The organism is Paenibacillus pinihumi DSM 23905 = JCM 16419 (assembly GCF_000422505.1).
Classification (GTDB): Bacteria; Bacillota; Bacilli; order Paenibacillales; family Paenibacillaceae; genus Paenibacillus_D; species Paenibacillus_D pinihumi.
Genome location: NZ_KE383864.1, coordinates 723,077 through 738,662, shown reverse-complemented (window position 1 = coordinate 738,662; position 15,586 = coordinate 723,077). Strand labels below are relative to the sequence as shown.

The 15,586-nt window shown below is 49.3% G+C and carries 14 protein-coding genes, 1 pseudogene and 1 other annotated feature; of the genes and pseudogenes, 14 read left to right on the top strand and 1 reads right to left on the bottom strand.

Translation table 11 applies throughout. The annotated features are described in order from the left end of the window. Positions 1-156: 156 nt before the first annotated feature. The 14 genes and pseudogenes from H583_RS0117560 (at position 157) to ileS (ending at position 14,566) form a co-directional block, all read left to right on the top strand. Positions 157-930 (top strand): cell division protein FtsQ/DivIB, encoded by a 774-nt coding sequence (locus tag H583_RS0117560; protein WP_028561614.1) that lies wholly within the window; start codon positions 157-159, stop codon positions 928-930. A 286-nt stretch (positions 931-1,216) separates the two neighbouring features. Then, on the top strand, positions 1,217-2,458 hold the full coding sequence (gene ftsA, locus H583_RS0117555) for a cell division protein FtsA (RefSeq protein ID WP_028561613.1): 1,242 nt from the start codon (positions 1,217-1,219) through the stop codon (positions 2,456-2,458). A gap of 16 nt (positions 2,459-2,474) precedes the next feature. After that, complete coding sequence (ftsZ, locus tag H583_RS0117550; protein ID WP_028561612.1) at positions 2,475-3,599, top strand: cell division protein FtsZ; 1,125 nt, start codon at positions 2,475-2,477, stop codon at positions 3,597-3,599. A 697-nt stretch (positions 3,600-4,296) separates the two neighbouring features. Further along, the gene (gene spoIIGA, locus H583_RS0117545; RefSeq protein WP_342663537.1) at positions 4,297-5,250 is read left to right on the top strand and encodes a sigma-E processing peptidase SpoIIGA; all 954 of its coding nucleotides are present in this window, start codon (positions 4,297-4,299) and stop codon (positions 5,248-5,250) included. Positions 5,251-5,273: 23 nt separating this feature from the next. Continuing rightward, entirely contained in the window at positions 5,274-5,996 is a 723-nt protein-coding gene (gene sigE, locus H583_RS0117540) for an RNA polymerase sporulation sigma factor SigE (protein ID WP_028561610.1), read from the top strand. 64 nt (positions 5,997-6,060) lie between these two features. Then, positions 6,061-6,846, top strand: coding sequence for an RNA polymerase sporulation sigma factor SigG (gene sigG, locus H583_RS0117535; protein ID WP_028561609.1), 786 nt, complete (start codon positions 6,061-6,063; stop codon positions 6,844-6,846). Positions 6,847-7,000: 154 nt separating this feature from the next. Next, positions 7,001-7,273, top strand: coding sequence for a YlmC/YmxH family sporulation protein (locus H583_RS0117530; protein ID WP_028561608.1), 273 nt, complete (start codon positions 7,001-7,003; stop codon positions 7,271-7,273). A 99-nt stretch (positions 7,274-7,372) separates the two neighbouring features. Next, the gene (pgeF, locus tag H583_RS36660) at positions 7,373-8,227 is read left to right on the top strand and encodes a peptidoglycan editing factor PgeF (protein ID WP_028561607.1); all 855 of its coding nucleotides are present in this window, start codon (positions 7,373-7,375) and stop codon (positions 8,225-8,227) included. Positions 8,228-8,236: 9 nt separating this feature from the next. Continuing rightward, on the top strand, positions 8,237-8,959 hold the full coding sequence (locus tag H583_RS36655; RefSeq protein ID WP_028561606.1) for a YggS family pyridoxal phosphate-dependent enzyme: 723 nt from the start codon (positions 8,237-8,239) through the stop codon (positions 8,957-8,959). A gap of 2 nt (positions 8,960-8,961) precedes the next feature. Continuing rightward, positions 8,962-9,421 (top strand): annotated as a pseudogene (locus H583_RS0117515) (cell division protein SepF). Positions 9,422-9,432: 11 nt separating this feature from the next. Beyond that, complete coding sequence (locus tag H583_RS0117510) at positions 9,433-9,699, top strand: YggT family protein (protein ID WP_281170129.1); 267 nt, start codon at positions 9,433-9,435, stop codon at positions 9,697-9,699. Then, positions 9,696-10,478 carry a YlmH family RNA-binding protein gene (locus H583_RS0117505; protein WP_028561603.1) on the top strand — a complete coding sequence of 261 codons (783 nt, stop codon included), beginning with the start codon at positions 9,696-9,698 and terminating at the stop codon, positions 10,476-10,478. The genes H583_RS0117510 and H583_RS0117505 overlap by 4 nt, the downstream gene beginning before the upstream one ends. Positions 10,479-10,562: 84 nt before the next feature. Next, positions 10,563-11,057 (top strand): DivIVA domain-containing protein, encoded by a 495-nt coding sequence (locus tag H583_RS0117500; RefSeq protein ID WP_028561602.1) that lies wholly within the window; start codon positions 10,563-10,565, stop codon positions 11,055-11,057. Between the two features lie 56 nt (positions 11,058-11,113). After that, positions 11,114-11,354, top strand: a binding site (T-box leader). 116 nt (positions 11,355-11,470) lie between these two features. Continuing rightward, the gene (gene ileS, locus H583_RS0117495) at positions 11,471-14,566 is read left to right on the top strand and encodes an isoleucine--tRNA ligase (RefSeq protein WP_028561601.1); all 3,096 of its coding nucleotides are present in this window, start codon (positions 11,471-11,473) and stop codon (positions 14,564-14,566) included. Positions 14,567-14,667: 101 nt separating this feature from the next. Here ileS and H583_RS0117490 read toward each other — a convergent pair whose 3' ends face one another. Beyond that, positions 14,668-15,390, bottom strand: a complete 723-nt coding sequence (locus H583_RS0117490; protein ID WP_028561600.1) for a TraR/DksA C4-type zinc finger protein — start codon at positions 15,388-15,390, stop codon at positions 14,668-14,670. Positions 15,391-15,586 lie beyond the last annotated feature (196 nt).

Below are 15,586 nucleotides of genomic sequence, written 5' to 3'. Positions count from 1 at the left end.
GCAGCCGGTTCCTCCACGCGAGGGACCGGATATTTTACCCTATTACAAAATCCCCGTATTTATGCCGGGAACGAGTCAGTTTTTCAAACGATGCAAGCATGACCGCCTGCCTTTACCGAAATACCGCTTTATTTTGGCCAGAAGAGGAGGAAAGCTATGGAACAAACGCAATTTATGCCGGTACTCAAAGAGCCCGAACCGAAGAAGAAGGGCAACCGGAAGCTGTTGATTATTCTCTTTCTGCTGTTTGCGGTTTTGCTGGCGATCCTGTTTTTCAACTCCTCGGTCAGCAAAATATCGGCCATTACGATATCCGGTCAGCAGTATATCGGAGCTGTCGAGGTGGAGGAGGCTTCAGGGATTGCCGTGGGTGATGCTTTCTTCGGCACATCCTCCAACACTGTGGAATCAAGAATTGAAAAATTAAGTTCCGTGAAAAAAGCGACTGTCACGAAGAATTTCCCGGGCGATGTTCACATTCAAGTCGAAGAATTTCCTTCTGTGGGGTATGAACTGTCACCGCAGGGAGAAATCACGGCGCTGCTTTCTAACGGGACAACCCTGTCAATGCACGGGAGGGATTTTGTCGTGGACAAGCCTGTGCTTGCGAAGTGGCCGGCCAAGGACCCCAATAAGGTCAAACTGACCAAGGTGCTGGCTGAACTGCCGCCTTCCATTATTGGAGATTTCTCAGAGATTATACCGATTCCTTCGGCTTCCTACCCCGACCGGATCAAGATTTACACGCGTACCCAGTTCGAAGTCATTACAGCCATTTCCCTGCTCAAGGAGAAGGCGCCAAGGCTTGTTGCTGTTATTGAGCAGCAGGCGCCGGGCAAAGTGACGATGCTGCTGGCTGATACGTACTCGGAATACCAGTCGGACTTTCTAGAAAGTGAAGATTCTAATGAAAAAGAGACTACTCAATAGCTTTAAAGAATGGTAGAATTTTATTTATGGGATTTCACCTATTTTTTAACGGACGGTTTTACCCGGCAACAATGCCAATGGCAGCACAATTGCGGTTTTGCATTAAGGATGAAGCAAATTTGTCTTCCTCAAACCTGCCGCCTGCGGTGCTTACCGTAAATTGGCAGGTCTTTGTAGATGAAAAATGTTGTAGAAAAAAGAGGGATAATATAAAGTACGTTGAATATGTAGAACAGTGTGTTAGTCCCAACCTAACTTATTTCTGTTGAAACGGAGGTGCCACGGGTTGAGCAGCAACGACATTATCGTCAGTTTGGACATCGGTACATCCAAAGTTCGTGCTATTATTGGTGAAGTAACGAACGGAGCCATTAATATTATTGGAGTTGGATCTGCCGACTCGGAGGGTATTCGCAAAGGAGCAATAGTAGATATTGACCAGACCGTGCAATCCATCCGTAATGCTGTGGATCACGCGGAACGCATGGTAGGTATTCAAATAACCGATGTTTATATCGGTATTCAGGGCAACCATATCGGATTGCAGACCAATCATGGTGTAGTAGCGGTATCCAATGAGGATCGGGAAATCGGAGAAGATGATATCGAACGTGTTCTACAGGCGGCCAAGGTAGTAGCCTTACCCCCGGAGCGTGAAATTATCGGACTCGTTCCCAAGCAGTTCCTGGTAGACGGACTGGATGGCATTTCAGACCCGCGCGGTATGATTGGCGTGCGCCTGGAAGTTGAAGCCACGGTAATTACCGGGGCAAAGACAGCGATACATAACCTGATCCGTTGCGTAGAGAAAGCGGAGCTGCGGATTTCTGGCGTCATTCTGATGTCACTGGCATCGGGTCAAATGGCTCTGACCAAAGATGAGAAGTCGATGGGAACCGTGCTTGTTGATATCGGTGCTGGCTCCTGTACACTCGCCATTTTTGAGCAGGGCAATCTGGCTGCAACCTCTACGCTGCCTATTGGCGGAGAGTATGTGACCAATGATATTTCTTACGGCTTGCGCACTCAGACAGAGCAAGCGGAGAAGATCAAGCTGAAATACGGCTGTTCGATGATTGACGATGCAGCCGATGATCAGCGTTTTAAAGTGATGAGAATGGGCAGCAACGTGGAAAAAGAGTTCTCCCAGGTTGACTTGGCCAATATTATCGAGCCGCGGATGCAGGAAGTGTTCCATTTGGCACTTCAAGAGGTTAAACGTCTTGGCTTCGGTGATAAAGTAGGGGGATACGTGCTTACTGGCGGTGCGGTATCCATGCCGGGCGTTCTCCAGCTGGCACAGCTTGAACTCCAATCCTCGGTTCGAATTGCGGTTCCCGATTATATCGGCGTGCGTGATCCGGCTTATACGAGCGGAGTCGGCATGATACAATATGTTTCCAAATATATGAGAAGCCGCCCTGCTGGAACACCGAAGAAACCGAGCAATCGGAAAGCCAGTCCTTCTGCGCCCTCCAAACCCGGACTGTTTGAGCGGTTAAAAAATATGTTTAGCGAATTCATTTGATCGGGGGATAAGAGAAATGTTGGAATTCGATTTCGATTTGGAGCAGTTGGCGCAGATTAAAGTCATCGGAGTAGGTGGCGGCGGCAGCAATGCAGTAAACCGAATGATTGAGAACGGTGTAAAAGGTGTTGAATTTATAACGGTTAATACAGATGCGCAAGCCTTGCATCTGGCTAAGTCGGAGCATAAGCTTCAAATTGGCGATAAATTGACCCGCGGACTTGGCGCCGGAGCAAACCCGGAGGTCGGCAAGAAAGCGGGAGAAGAATCCAGGGACCTGATTGCCAATACCCTCAAAGGTGCGGATATGGTTTTCGTTACAGCCGGTATGGGCGGCGGTACCGGAACGGGTGCAGCCCCGGTTATTGCTGAAATTGCACGCGAATGCGGTGCGCTGACAGTAGGGGTTGTAACACGTCCGTTTACGTTCGAAGGACGTAAACGCTGCAGCCAGGCTGAACTGGGTATCGAAGCGCTCAAGGAAAAGGTCGATACACTGATTGTTATTCCAAACGACCGTTTGCTTGAGATCGTCGATAAGAAGACGCCGATGCTGGAGGCGTTCAAGGCAGCGGATAACGTTCTTCGCCAGGCTGTACAAGGTATCTCTGACTTGATCGCTGTACCGGGATTAATCAACCTTGACTTTGCGGACGTTAAAACAATCATGACAGAGCGCGGCTCTGCATTGATGGGTATCGGAATCGCAACAGGCGAGAACCGTGCTGCCGAGGCTGCACGCAAGGCGATCATGAGCCCGCTTCTGGAAACTTCAATTGATGGCGCAAGGGGCGTTATCATGAATATTACCGGGGGCTCCAATCTTTCGCTTTACGAGGTCAATGAGGCTGCTGAGATCGTCATGGCTGCATCCGATCCGGAAGTGAACATGATTTTTGGTGCGATGATTGATGAGGAACTTAAAGATGACTTCAAAGTAACTGTAATTGCTACAGGCTTTGAACACAAAGCGCCTCCTCAAATTCGCCGTACGCCAGGCCAGCCGGCCGAGAGCGGTGAGGCTCGTCCAAGCTCTTCCTCTTCATCGTCTTCCAACCTGAAGCCGTTCGGCAACAATACAGGAAGCGACCAACTGGACATTCCTGCGTTCCTGAGAAACCGTCCACGCTCCGATCGTTAATTGCCCTTCTTACAGGCAATCATTTTAATTCTTTCACTTATCTGATTACCGGGACTGCCCTTTGGGGCAGTCTTTTTTTGTGGAAATATAAGAGTTATAAGCTTCACTTCCATAAAAGCTGCTATTTCTGTGTGAAATGACAATAGCCTGTTTTTCGCTGACAGGCCGTCTCGGCTGGGCGCACGATCCTGCCGTCTGGCCGATCCAGTTATCCTGATAATTTTATTTTACCAAACATACGTTCTGTTTACAATTGTCTTTTATTTGTATAGGACATTTAAAAATAGCAGAAGTCAAAATAAAAGCAGCATGAAAAACTACAAAATTTGCTGGGCAATAGAAATCTCTATATTCCTGGCTTACCCCCATACTGACAAACGATTCTATTAATATTCTTTCCTCTAATCACAACTGAACGATTGAATCACAACATATTCCTCCCATGAAAACTCGACAAAAAAACAAGAGTCATGACGGCATGTTTAGACAGACATTGAAATAAGATTTTAATATACTGGGTTCAAGTCGATCCGGGTCTTGTACAACATGGCCGAAGATACCAGCCATTCCGCACTTTGCAGGCATGTATCCGATGATGAGGAGCATGAGGCCGCACCCGTGCTGCCAATTAAGACCGGAGTGTTAACACAAGCAGCGGGAGAGAGCCGAAGCAAAATGACCGGCTTGAGGCAGGGAGTTGAAGGAACTGGTTGTTTATGTCGATTTGGTCTTTTTACTGAATTTGCTTATGGACGCCGCGATTTTGCTGGTGACAGCCTGGGTTCGCGGTGTTCCCGTACGCAGGCTGCGCATTATGCTGGCTGCGACGATCGGTGCGGCTTATGTCGTGCTGATGTTTGTTCCGCCCCTTGCGTCTATTTTTACCCTGGGTGTGAAGTTCGGACTGTCTTTGCTAATGGTATGGGTCGCTTTTGGCTTCACGAGTCTTCAGAGCTTTATCAATTTGGTGGCGGCATTTTACGGAATCAGCTTTGCAGCAGCAGGCGGCATGTTCGGCATTTACTATCTTCTGCAAAGCCGCAGCGAGGTCTGGAACGGCATCTGGCTCATGCGAACAGGCGGCCAAGGTTATGGTATCCGCATTGGACTTGTTTTCTTGGCGGTAACCTTCGCGATCGCCCTGTTTCTGTACAAGGGAGTTTTAAATGGACGTAAGCAGCGCGAGCAAATGATGAATCATCTGGCGGATGTCATTGTGCATATCGGCGGACAGGAAAAACGGTGCAGAGGTCTGATCGATACCGGAAATCATCTGTATGATCCGTTGACGCGTACCCCTGTGATGGTTATGGAGGCTTCCCTGTGGAAGGAAGATTTCCCGCCGTCCTGGCTGGAGAGGATCAAGGATGCAGAGGTTGACAAACTCGTTGCAGGTATCGGAGAGGAGCAGTGCGTATGGCAGGATCGTCTTCGTCTCATTCCGTATCGCGGAGTGAATCGGGGAACGCAATTTATGCTGGCGCTTAAGCCGGATCACGTACGCATTGAGCAGGAGGGACGAAGCTATGAATCCTTCAAGGTGTTGATCGGGCTGGATGGTGGAAGGCTGGTTTCAGATGGTGCCTATCAGGCAATTATCCATCCGTCATTAGTAGAAAAGGCTACTGAATTGAAGTCCCAAGAAGCATGACAGACAGGGAGGGAATTGCCAAGATGGTTGTGAAATGGAAACTGATCCTGCAGTTATATTATTACCGGTTTATGTTTTTATTCGGGTTAAAAAGTGAAGAAATTTATTATATTGGCGGAAGTGAAGCTCTGCCGCCGCCGCTGACCCGTGAAGAAGAAGAGTATTTGCTGACCAAGCTTTCCTCTGGAGATACCGCAATCCGGGCCATGCTGATCGAGCGCAATTTGCGCCTCGTCGTCTACATCGCCAGAAAATTTGAGAACACCGGCATCAACATTGAGGATCTCGTATCCATCGGCGCAATCGGCCTGATCAAGGCAGTCAATACTTTTGATCCGGAGAAAAAAATTAAATTGGCAACCTATGCTTCACGATGCATCGAAAATGAAATCCTGATGTACTTGCGGCGCAATAACAAGATCAGAACCGAGGTTTCTTTTGATGAGCCGCTGAATATTGATTGGGATGGCAATGAGCTGCTGTTATCAGATGTGCTTGGTACGGAAAATGATACGATTTACCGCAATATTGAGGAGCAGGTTGACCGTAAGCTGCTGCACAAGGCACTGGATAAATTAACCGAGCGCGAACGAATGATTATGGAGCTTAGATTCGGCCTGACGGACGGTGAGGAGAAGACGCAGAAGGACGTGGCAGACCTGCTTGGCATCTCCCAATCCTACATTTCCAGGCTGGAAAAACGGATTATAAAACGTCTCAGGAAAGAATTTAACAAAATGGTGTAGAGGAATAAAAAGGGTTGCCAAGGGGATAATGTACATTAATGTTTCTCCTTGGGAGGTAATCACGTTGACCCGAAACAAAGTTGAAATCTGTGGAGTGGATACCGCGAAACTGCCTGTCCTGACCAATGTCGAAATGAGAGAGCTGTTCACGGCATTGCAAACCCGAAATGAACGGGCAGCCAGAGAGAAATTAGTCAATGGCAATTTGAGACTGGTGCTCAGTGTCATACAGCGGTTCAATAACCGCGGCGAATTCGTGGATGATCTGTTCCAGGTAGGTTGTATTGGACTTATGAAAGCCATTGACAATTTTGACTTAAGTCAAAATGTGAAATTTTCGACTTATGCCGTGCCGATGATTATCGGTGAAATCCGCCGCTATTTGCGGGACAATAATCCGATCCGCGTCTCCCGCAGTCTGCGCGACATCGCGTATAAAGCGCTTCAGGTCCGCGACAGCCTGACGAACAAAAATTCCCGCGAACCCACAATCTTCGAAATCTCCGAGGCGCTGAATGTGCCCAAGGAGGATGTCGTGTTCGCACTGGATGCGATTCAGGATCCGGTATCCTTGTTTGAGCCGATCTACCATGACGGCGGTGATCCGATCTATGTAATGGACCAGATCAGCGATGATAAGAACAAGGACGTATCCTGGATTGAAGAAATTGCACTTCGTGAGGCCATGCATAAGCTGAACGACAGGGAAAAAATGATATTGTCGATGCGTTTTTTTCAGGGTAAAACCCAAATGGAGGTCGCCGATGAGATCGGCATTTCGCAGGCCCAGGTATCCAGACTGGAAAAATCAGCGATCCAACAAATGCAAAAGCATGTCAAGCAAGTGTAGACATGATGCAACATCAACCAAAACCGGCCTATGCCGGTTTTTTCTATGCGGCAACCGGATAAAATCCCTGCAAGTATAACATGTCGTCCTGCTATTGTTCATAAGTATATAGAAGTACAGCACAAAATACGGGACGGAAAAGTGGTGATTGCGCTTGAAAATATCAGCATTTCAAATGAAGGATGTTATTAATATTGTCGACGGCAAAAAAATAGGTACGGTCAGTGATCTGGAGCTGGACCTGCGGGAAGGCAAAATTGATGCGATCGTTGTCCCTTATAATAAAAAGTTTGGCTGGCTTGGAGGCGGTACGGAAATCGTAATCCCTTGGCGCAACATTGTAAAAATAGGGGCGGATGTCGTGCTGGTGCTGGTTGAGGAATCCCGTACGTACCGGGTATCGGAGAATAGCGAGCATCTCAGGTAAACCAAAAGCTATAATTTTGTGTTAAAATAATACGAAGTGGTAACGACAGACGCAAAACAATGAATACGCCTGCACGACAAGATGGGGGTGCTGACATTAATGGAACCGTTTGAATGGAAACAGACAGCGAAGGGGCCTTCGCTGTTTTATTTGTCTTCCTGGATGGAGGAAGAGGAAGCGCTGACCGCAGGTTTTACAGGACGCAGCGGAGGGTTCAGCGAGGTTCCCAGGAAATCGCTCAATATGGGCCTTCACGTGGATGATGCTGCAGAGACGGTCGTGCGCAACCGCAATGCGGTAACTGAGGCGCTCGGATGGCCGCTGGCATCCTGGACCTGTGCGGAACAGGTTCATGGTGCCAGGGTACATACCGTGACCGCCTTGGAGCGGGGCCGGGGCCGCGAAGCCAGAGAGGATGCGATTCAGGATGCGGATGCCCTGATTACGAATGAGCCTGGAATTTTACTGGCTTCTTTATATGCGGATTGTGTTCCGCTGTACTTCTACGATCCGGTCCATCAGGCCATCGGGCTGGCCCATGCCGGCTGGAAGGGGACGGTTGCAGAGATTGCCCGGCATACAGTAGAAGCGATGGCGGCGCAGTATGGCTCACGCCCTTCCGAGCTGTTGGCGGCGATAGGCCCTTCAATTGAAGACTGCTGCTACGAGGTGGACGGACCGGTAATCAGCAGAGTGGAGCCGTTGCTGAAAGAACTTCGGGAGCAAGGCGCAGACATAGCTCCGAATGCGCTGTTTGCTGCAGATAGCGGCAAAGCGAGGATAAACTTGAAAGAAATTAACCGACAGATTATGATAAAAGCAGGAATTTTGCCGACCCGCATCGAATTATCACAGATGTGCACAGGCTGTCGCACTGATCTTTTCTTTTCCCATCGGATGGAACAGGGGAGAACAGGGCGTATGGCCAGCTGGATTGGTATGGGAAAGAGGTGAATCATTCTCTTGACGCTGGAACATCGAATCGCAGACGTTGAAGAGCGGCTGAAGCTTGCATGCGAGCGCAGCGGACGCTCCAGAGATGATATAAACATCATTGCAGTGACGAAATATGTATCCGTGGCTTCCACAATGGATGTCATTCGTGCAGGGCTTGTCCATGTAGGGGAGAATAGATGGCAAAATGCGCAGGACAAGTGGCATGCTGCGCATAGTCTCTCCGAGTCGGGAGTCTTGGGGGAGGCCGGACAAGCCATCTGGCACTTTATCGGCTCTCTGCAGACGAACAAAGTAAAAGAGGTCGTCGGCAGATTTTCTTATATTCATTCCCTTGACCGTGAATCGCTTGCTGCCGCAATTGATAAAAAGGCAGAAGAACTTGGAATTATCGTTCCTTGCTTTTTGCAGGTGAATGTGTCCGGGGAGGATTCGAAGCACGGTGTTGCACCCGAGGAGCTTGTAGCTTTTACGAAGGAGCTGTCCCGCTTTACACATGTTAAAATTGAAGGCTTGATGACCATGGCTCCTTATGAGATGGAACCTGAACAGACCCGCCCTGTATTCAGAGGGCTTAGACAGCTTAGAGACGAGCTGAACCAGCAGGCGGTGACAAATGAACCGGTGACTGGGCTCTCCATGGGAATGTCCAATGATTTTGAGGTTGCAGTTGAGGAAGGTGCGAATTGGCTCCGCCTGGGTACAATTTTAGTGGGTAAAGAGGAGGAATGAAGATGGGTGTCATGAACCGTTTTATGAGCTTCTTTGGCTTGCAGGATGAAGTGGAGGAAATAATAGATCAGGACAACAAGTCACCGAGACAGGATTCCCAAGAAGCTGAAACCACTCCCTTTGAATCACGTAAGAATAATTCGAGAACAAATAATGTGGTCAGCATTCACAGCCAGAAAAATGTACGTGTTGTGCTGAATGAGCCCCGCTCCTACGAGGAAGCACAGGAAATTGCGGAGCATCTTCGCTCCAGGCGTCCTGTTGTTGTCAACTTGCAGCGAGTTAGAACGGATCAGGCGCTGCGCATTCTGGATTTTTTGAGCGGTACGGTGTACGCGCTTAACGGGAATATTTCCAAGCTGGGGGGCAATATTTTCTTGTGCACACCGGACTCCGTTGAAATTCAAGGCACCATATCCGAAATTTTGGCCGATGATCATTGACTACAGTAAAACGAGGTGACCTTAGTTAAAGTGGAAAATTTTATTAATACGATTCAATCCATTTACACGTTCATGATTATTGGTTATGTATTGCTATCCTGGCTCCCGAATGCCAGGGAAAGCTTTATCGGGCAATTCCTGGGGAAGCTCGTTGAGCCGTATCTGTCCATTTTCAAACGCTTCATTCCACCAATTGGCGGAATGCTGGATATTTCCCCGATCGTAGCTGTATTTGCCCTCCGTTTTGTCGCCATGGGGCTGATTGCTGTTATCCGGTTTATCGCACCTGGATTATGAGAACCGAGTTCTACGATCACTTCCATCCCGATGAGCGGTCATTTGTTGACCGTGCCTGGGAATGGGTGGAGCGTGCCGGCCAGCTGCATGAGCTGAAGCGCACCGACTTCCTTGATCCGCGGCAGGCCTATATTCTCACTACACTGGTTAACCGGAATGTTGATGTTGCCGTGAGGCTGGACGGGGGCAGCCCGGAGGCAGAGCGCAAGCGGGCCATTATTGCTCCAGATTACAGGCCGCTTGAGCACGAGCCTGCGGGCATTGTTGTGCTGTCCGTCTCTTCGACGGACAAGTCGCTGTCCGAGCTCGATCACGGTGATTACATGGGGGCTATTCTTGGTCTTGGGATCAAGCGGGACCGTATTGGCGATATTCATGTTCTTGAGGATGGCTGCCATTGCCTTGTCGCGGAAGAAATTGCAGACTTCATGAATCTCCATCTGCGCCAGGTTCATCGCGCAAATGTATGGACAGATATTCTTCCGGCTGACCAGCTCCGGGTATCCAGCCAGCAATTGGAAGAGATCAGCTTTACAGTGGCCTCCCTCCGGCTGGACGGGATATGCAGTGATGTTTACCGCATCAGCCGTGCCAAAATCGTTGATCCGATTAGAGCCGGCCGCTGCCGGGTCAATTGGAAGCAGACTGAGGACCCCTCGAAGCTGCTTGGTGCCGGAGATGTTGTGTCTATACAGGGATTGGGAAGATTCAAGCTGCTGGATGTTGAGGGAATGACGAAAAAAGGCCGTATTCGCGTGAAGGCAGGTAAATTTATTTGACATAAGGCAGGAATTTGATCCGCTTTTGTCGAACCCATAGCAGGGAGTATCAGGTCAATCGTCATTTCATTAGGAGGTGCGCCAATGCCGTTGACGCCATTGGACATACATAATAAAGAATTCGGCCGCCGTCTGCGCGGTTACGATGAGGATGAGGTTAACGAGTTTCTCGACCAGGTGATCAAAGATTACGAGAGCATCATCCGCGAGAACAAGGAGCTTCAAAATCAGGTACTGGCGCTTCAGGAGAAGCTGAACCATTTTGCCAACATCGAAGAGACGCTGAGCAAAACGATTATTGTAGCCCAGGAAGCAGCCGACGAAGTGAAGAACAACTCCAAAAAAGAAGCGCAGCTTACCATTAAAGAAGCCGAGAAAAACGCTGACCGCATTATTAACGATTCACTGGCCAAGTCGCGCAAAGTTGCGCTTGAGGTCGAGGAGCTAAAAAAGCAGGCTTCCATCTACCGGGCAAGATTCCGCACGCTTGTGGAGGCGCAGCTTGAGTTGCTTAGCCAGGACGGCTGGAATTCGCTGGATGAAGCTTCCCGTGAAGCCGCTGCCAATCTGGACAAATGACCGGTGCCGGTTGACATTTGGATTGCGGAAGGGTATAAATAGTAGTAATAATGGTTTGAATTTCGATGACGAGAACAAGTATGCAGCAGAATTGATCTCCAGAGAATCGGTGTATGCTGGGAGCCGATGATCAAGCCGCCGCGGAATATCCTCTCCGAGAAGCAGTGCTGAACATGCAAGTAAGCATTGCCGGTATCCCCCGTTACAGGGAACACGGATGATTGTCCGTGATGAAGGTGCCGGACCGCAGGATGGACCGGAAACAGGGTGGTAACGCGAGCAGGCCTCGTCCCTATTTGGGATGTGGCTTTTTTTGTTTTTTGCGGAAAACTGCTGTTGTCCTCCGGAAAATGCTTTTGAGCATAGCAGGCAAGTCATGAAATCAACAGGGAAAAGGAGCTTTGGACATGGCAATGAATCGTGTGGATGTCAAGGAAAAAGCACGCAGCCGCGAGCTGAAGGTGCTGGAGAAGTGGAAGAAAGAGGATACGTTCAAGCAGTCAATCGAAAATCGTGCAGGCAAACCGAATTTTGTATTTTATGATGGCCCGCCGACGGCTAACGGTGCGCCCCATATTGGACATGTGCTGGGCCGGGTTATCAAGGATTTCATCGGCCGTTACAAAACGATGTCCGGCTACCGGGTTGTCCGTAAGGCTGGTTGGGATACACATGGTCTGCCTGTAGAGCTTGGCGTTGAAAAGCAGCTGGGTATCTCGGGCAAGCAGGAGATCGAAAAGTATGGCGTAGAAGAGTTCGTCAAGAAATGTAAAGCAAGCGTATTCGATTATGAAAAGCAATGGCGCGAGCTGACCGAAGCAATCGGCTACTGGACGGACATGGAGAATCCTTATATAACGCTGAATAACAGCTATATCGAGAGTATCTGGACGATTCTCGCGAAGCTGCACAGCCAAGGGCTGCTGTACCGCGGACATCGCGTAAGCCCATACTGCCCGGATTGCCAGACAACACTCAGCTCCCATGAAGTCGCACAGGGCTATGAGGATGTTAAAGACTTGAGCGCCACCGTGAAGTTCAGACTGAAGGAGCGCAACGCTTCGATTTTGGCCTGGACGACTACGCCGTGGACATTGCCGGCCAACGTCGCGCTTGCTGTAAATCCTGAGCTGGTCTATGTAGAAGTAAGCAAAAATGACGAGACTTTTATAGTGGCCGAGAATCTGGTTGAGAAGGTCATGAAAGAAGACTACGAAATCACCGGCTCTGTAAAAGGCTCCGAGCTGGCTGGTCTTGCCTATGAGCCGCCGTTCAGTTACGCTACTGTGGAGAACGGACATGTCGTAATTGCTGCTGACTTTGTTACCGAATCAAGTGGTACGGGAATTGTTCATATTGCACCTGCCCACGGTGATGATGACTATAAGGCTGCCCGCCAGCACAAGATCGGCATGCTGAATGTGGTGGACAATGCAGGTAAATATACCGATGTTGTAACTGATTTTGCCGGCCGGTTCGTCAAAGACGGACAGCTTGATATCGATATTGTTAAAATGCTCAGCGAACGCAACCTGCTGTTCAGCAAAGAGCGCTATGAGCACAGCTATCCATTTTGCTGGCGCTGTAAAACGCCGCTCATCTATTATGCGATGGAGAGCTGGTTCATTGAAACAACAGCTGTAAGAGATCAGCTGATTGCCAATAATAACTCCGTGGAATGGTTCCCGGGTCATATTAAGGAAGGCCGCTTCGGCAAGTTCCTGGAAGATGTCGTGGACTGGAATATCAGCCGTAACCGCTATTGGGGAACTCCTCTTAACGTATGGGTATGCGGCGATTGCAAAGGCGAATATGCGCCTCACAGCGTAGAGGATATGCGCAGCCGTGCTGCTCAGGCTGTCTCTGAGGATATCGAGCTGCACAAACCGTATGTGGATGACGTTCATCTGAAATGTCCGCATTGCGAAAGCGGTGTAATGAGCAGAACATCCGAAGTTATTGACGTATGGTTCGACAGCGGATCGATGCCTTTTGCACAGCATCACTATCCGTTCGAGAATAAAGAGACGTTCGAGGATCAGTTCCCGGCGGATATGATCTGTGAAGGAATTGACCAGACACGCGGCTGGTTCTACAGCCTGCTCGCTGTCTCGACGCTGTACACGGGCAAAGCGCCGTACAAAGCGGTTATTTCAACCGGACATATTCTCGATGAAAATGGACAGAAGATGTCCAAGTCCAAAGGGAATGTTATCGATCCGTGGGAGATCATTAATGAATACGGAACGGATGCCTTCCGCTGGGCGCTTCTGGCCGACAGTGCGCCTTGGAGCAGCAAGCGCTTCTCCCGCGGTATTGTAGGTGAAGCCAAGTCCAAAGTGATCGACACGCTTGTAAATACGCATGCCTTCTATGTGCTGTATGCGACAATCGACCAGTTCGATGCAGAGCAGCATGAAGTCAAACCGTCTGCGAACAAGCTGGATCGCTGGATTCTGTCGAGATTGAATTCATTGATCAAGCAAGTCAGCAAAGGGCTGGATGCGAATGACTTCCTGAATTCAGCTAAGGCAATCGAGGTATTTGTCGACGAGCTGAGCAACTGGTATATCCGTCGTTCCCGTGACCGTTTCTGGGGAAGCGGACTGGGCGAAGACAAAGTCAATGCTTACCAGACGCTGCGTGAGGTGTTGCTGACACTATCCGGTGTGATTGCTCCGTATGCGCCGCTTATTGCAGATGAAATTTACTTGAATTTGGGCGGAGGCCAAAGCGTTCACCTGACAGATTATCCGAAGGCTGATGAGAATGCCATCGATGAGGCGCTGGAGCGCGATATGGAGACGGCGCAGCAGATCGTTGAGCTGGCGCGCAATGTACGCAATGAGACAGGCGTCAAAACGAGACAGCCGCTGTCTGAGCTGATTGTTTCCCTGGACCGCAGCTTTAATCTGGCTGAGTATGAGGAAATCATTAAAGATGAAATCAATGTCAAAGCAATTATCGTTCAGAATGATGATAACGGCTTTGTAGATTTCATTCTGAAGCTGAACCTGAAGCTGGCTGGTAAAAAATACGGCAAGCATGTAGGTCCGATTCAGGGTTATCTGAAAGGGCTTAGCTCCAGTGAAACCTCAGCGATTGTAAGTAAAGGGTCGTTTACCTTTACAACAGCCGAAGGGGAACTGCTCGAAATTGGCGTCGATGAGCTGCTTGTCGAGAAACAGGCGAAATCCGGTTTTGCTTCGGCATCCGGCTATCTGATGACCGTTGCGCTAAATACGGACATTACACCGGAGCTTGTACAGGAAGGCTGGGTTCGTGAAATTATCCGTGCGGTTCAGGATACGCGCAAGAAGCTTGACCTGCCGATTGAGAAGCGGATTGTCCTGACCTTGAAATTGGATGAGGAACTGCTGGCTGCTGCACAAGCCTTCGAGCATGTATTGAAGGAAAATGTGCTTGTCAACTCCATTGCTTATGGCGATGCAGCCAATATGGAGCAGGCACAGGCTGGTGACAGAACGATCGGTATCGCGATTGCATAACTAATCTAAAAATGTAAAACGGCTCCCCTCTGGCTATGTCCCCGGTAACAAGGGACAAAATCAGAGCGGGAGCTTTTTTGAAGATACCTGCATTTATAAATTTACAAATCATCGTCACTAAATTCAAGCGTTAAATCGCCTTCGCCTGTATCACAGTAATTGCGATAGTGGCTGTTGCGGTAGAATGCTTTGTGATTGCCGGTTATGTCGGTGGCAAGGAAGCTCTCAAGCGGCTCGACAAACCCGTCATTTTCATCCGCTTCAATACTGAGCTGGTCATAGTCGCCTCCCGGATGCTCAGCCATGGCCGGAGAGTCCGAATTGCCCCATTGCTCGACAATTTGCCAGGCGTCCTCACCGTCAAAGCCGTTATAGTCCTCCCTCTCATCCATGCTGGTACGCCCGAATGGCGGGGATAAATACTGTTCTTCTACAGGCCGGGCATCCGATACAAATTGCCGCGGAGCATGCTCTACGCAGTATAAGGTATCAGGCATTGCCTCCAGACGCTCATAAGGAATCGGCTGGCCGCAAGTTTGGCATAGGCCATACTGTTCCTTGTGAATAGCGTTCAGTGCTGCTTCAATGCGGACCAAATGCAGTTCTTCCTGCTCATGCAGGGCAATATCTTTTTCACGCTCATACAGCTCAGTTGCCACATCGCCTGGATGATTGTCAATCGGGGAGAGCTCGCCTGTACTATCCTTAAACGAGTCTCCAAGCCCGTAATGCTCATGATCAGAAATCCGCTGTTCAATATCACGCCTGTCTTCCAAAAGCCGCTTATGCAGCTTCAGCAGTTGTTGTTCGGTAAGATTTCGCATGACGGGAATATGCTCCTTTCGAGGGCTTTAGAAGTACCTCCGGAAATAACGGATGCATATAGTTTTCTCGGAAGACAGCAAATTCATTTATCAGCCGAGCTGCTTTTAATTGGGCTTTAAGAGGACTTGGGACGATTGCGTTGCTGGTGATACATACCGCAATTGTGGTACAATGTTCGCAATAAATAGTGGCGAG

Coding starts and splice junctions, on each gene's coding strand:
- ftsZ (WP_028561612.1), top strand. CDS start 2,475: ATGTTGGAATTCGATTTCGATTTGGAGCAGTTGGCGCAGATTAAAGTC.
- ileS (WP_028561601.1), top strand. CDS start 11,471: ATGAATCGTGTGGATGTCAAGGAAAAAGCACGCAGCCGCGAGCTGAAG.
- H583_RS0117560 (WP_028561614.1), top strand. CDS start 157: ATGGAACAAACGCAATTTATGCCGGTACTCAAAGAGCCCGAACCGAAG.
- H583_RS0117490 (WP_028561600.1), bottom strand. CDS start 15,390: ATGCGAAATCTTACCGAACAACAACTGCTGAAGCTGCATAAGCGGCTT.
- pgeF (WP_028561607.1), top strand. CDS start 7,373: ATGGAACCGTTTGAATGGAAACAGACAGCGAAGGGGCCTTCGCTGTTT.
- H583_RS0117505 (WP_028561603.1), top strand. CDS start 9,696: ATGAGAACCGAGTTCTACGATCACTTCCATCCCGATGAGCGGTCATTT.
- sigE (WP_028561610.1), top strand. CDS start 5,274: ATGGTTGTGAAATGGAAACTGATCCTGCAGTTATATTATTACCGGTTT.
- H583_RS0117500 (WP_028561602.1), top strand. CDS start 10,563: ATGCCGTTGACGCCATTGGACATACATAATAAAGAATTCGGCCGCCGT.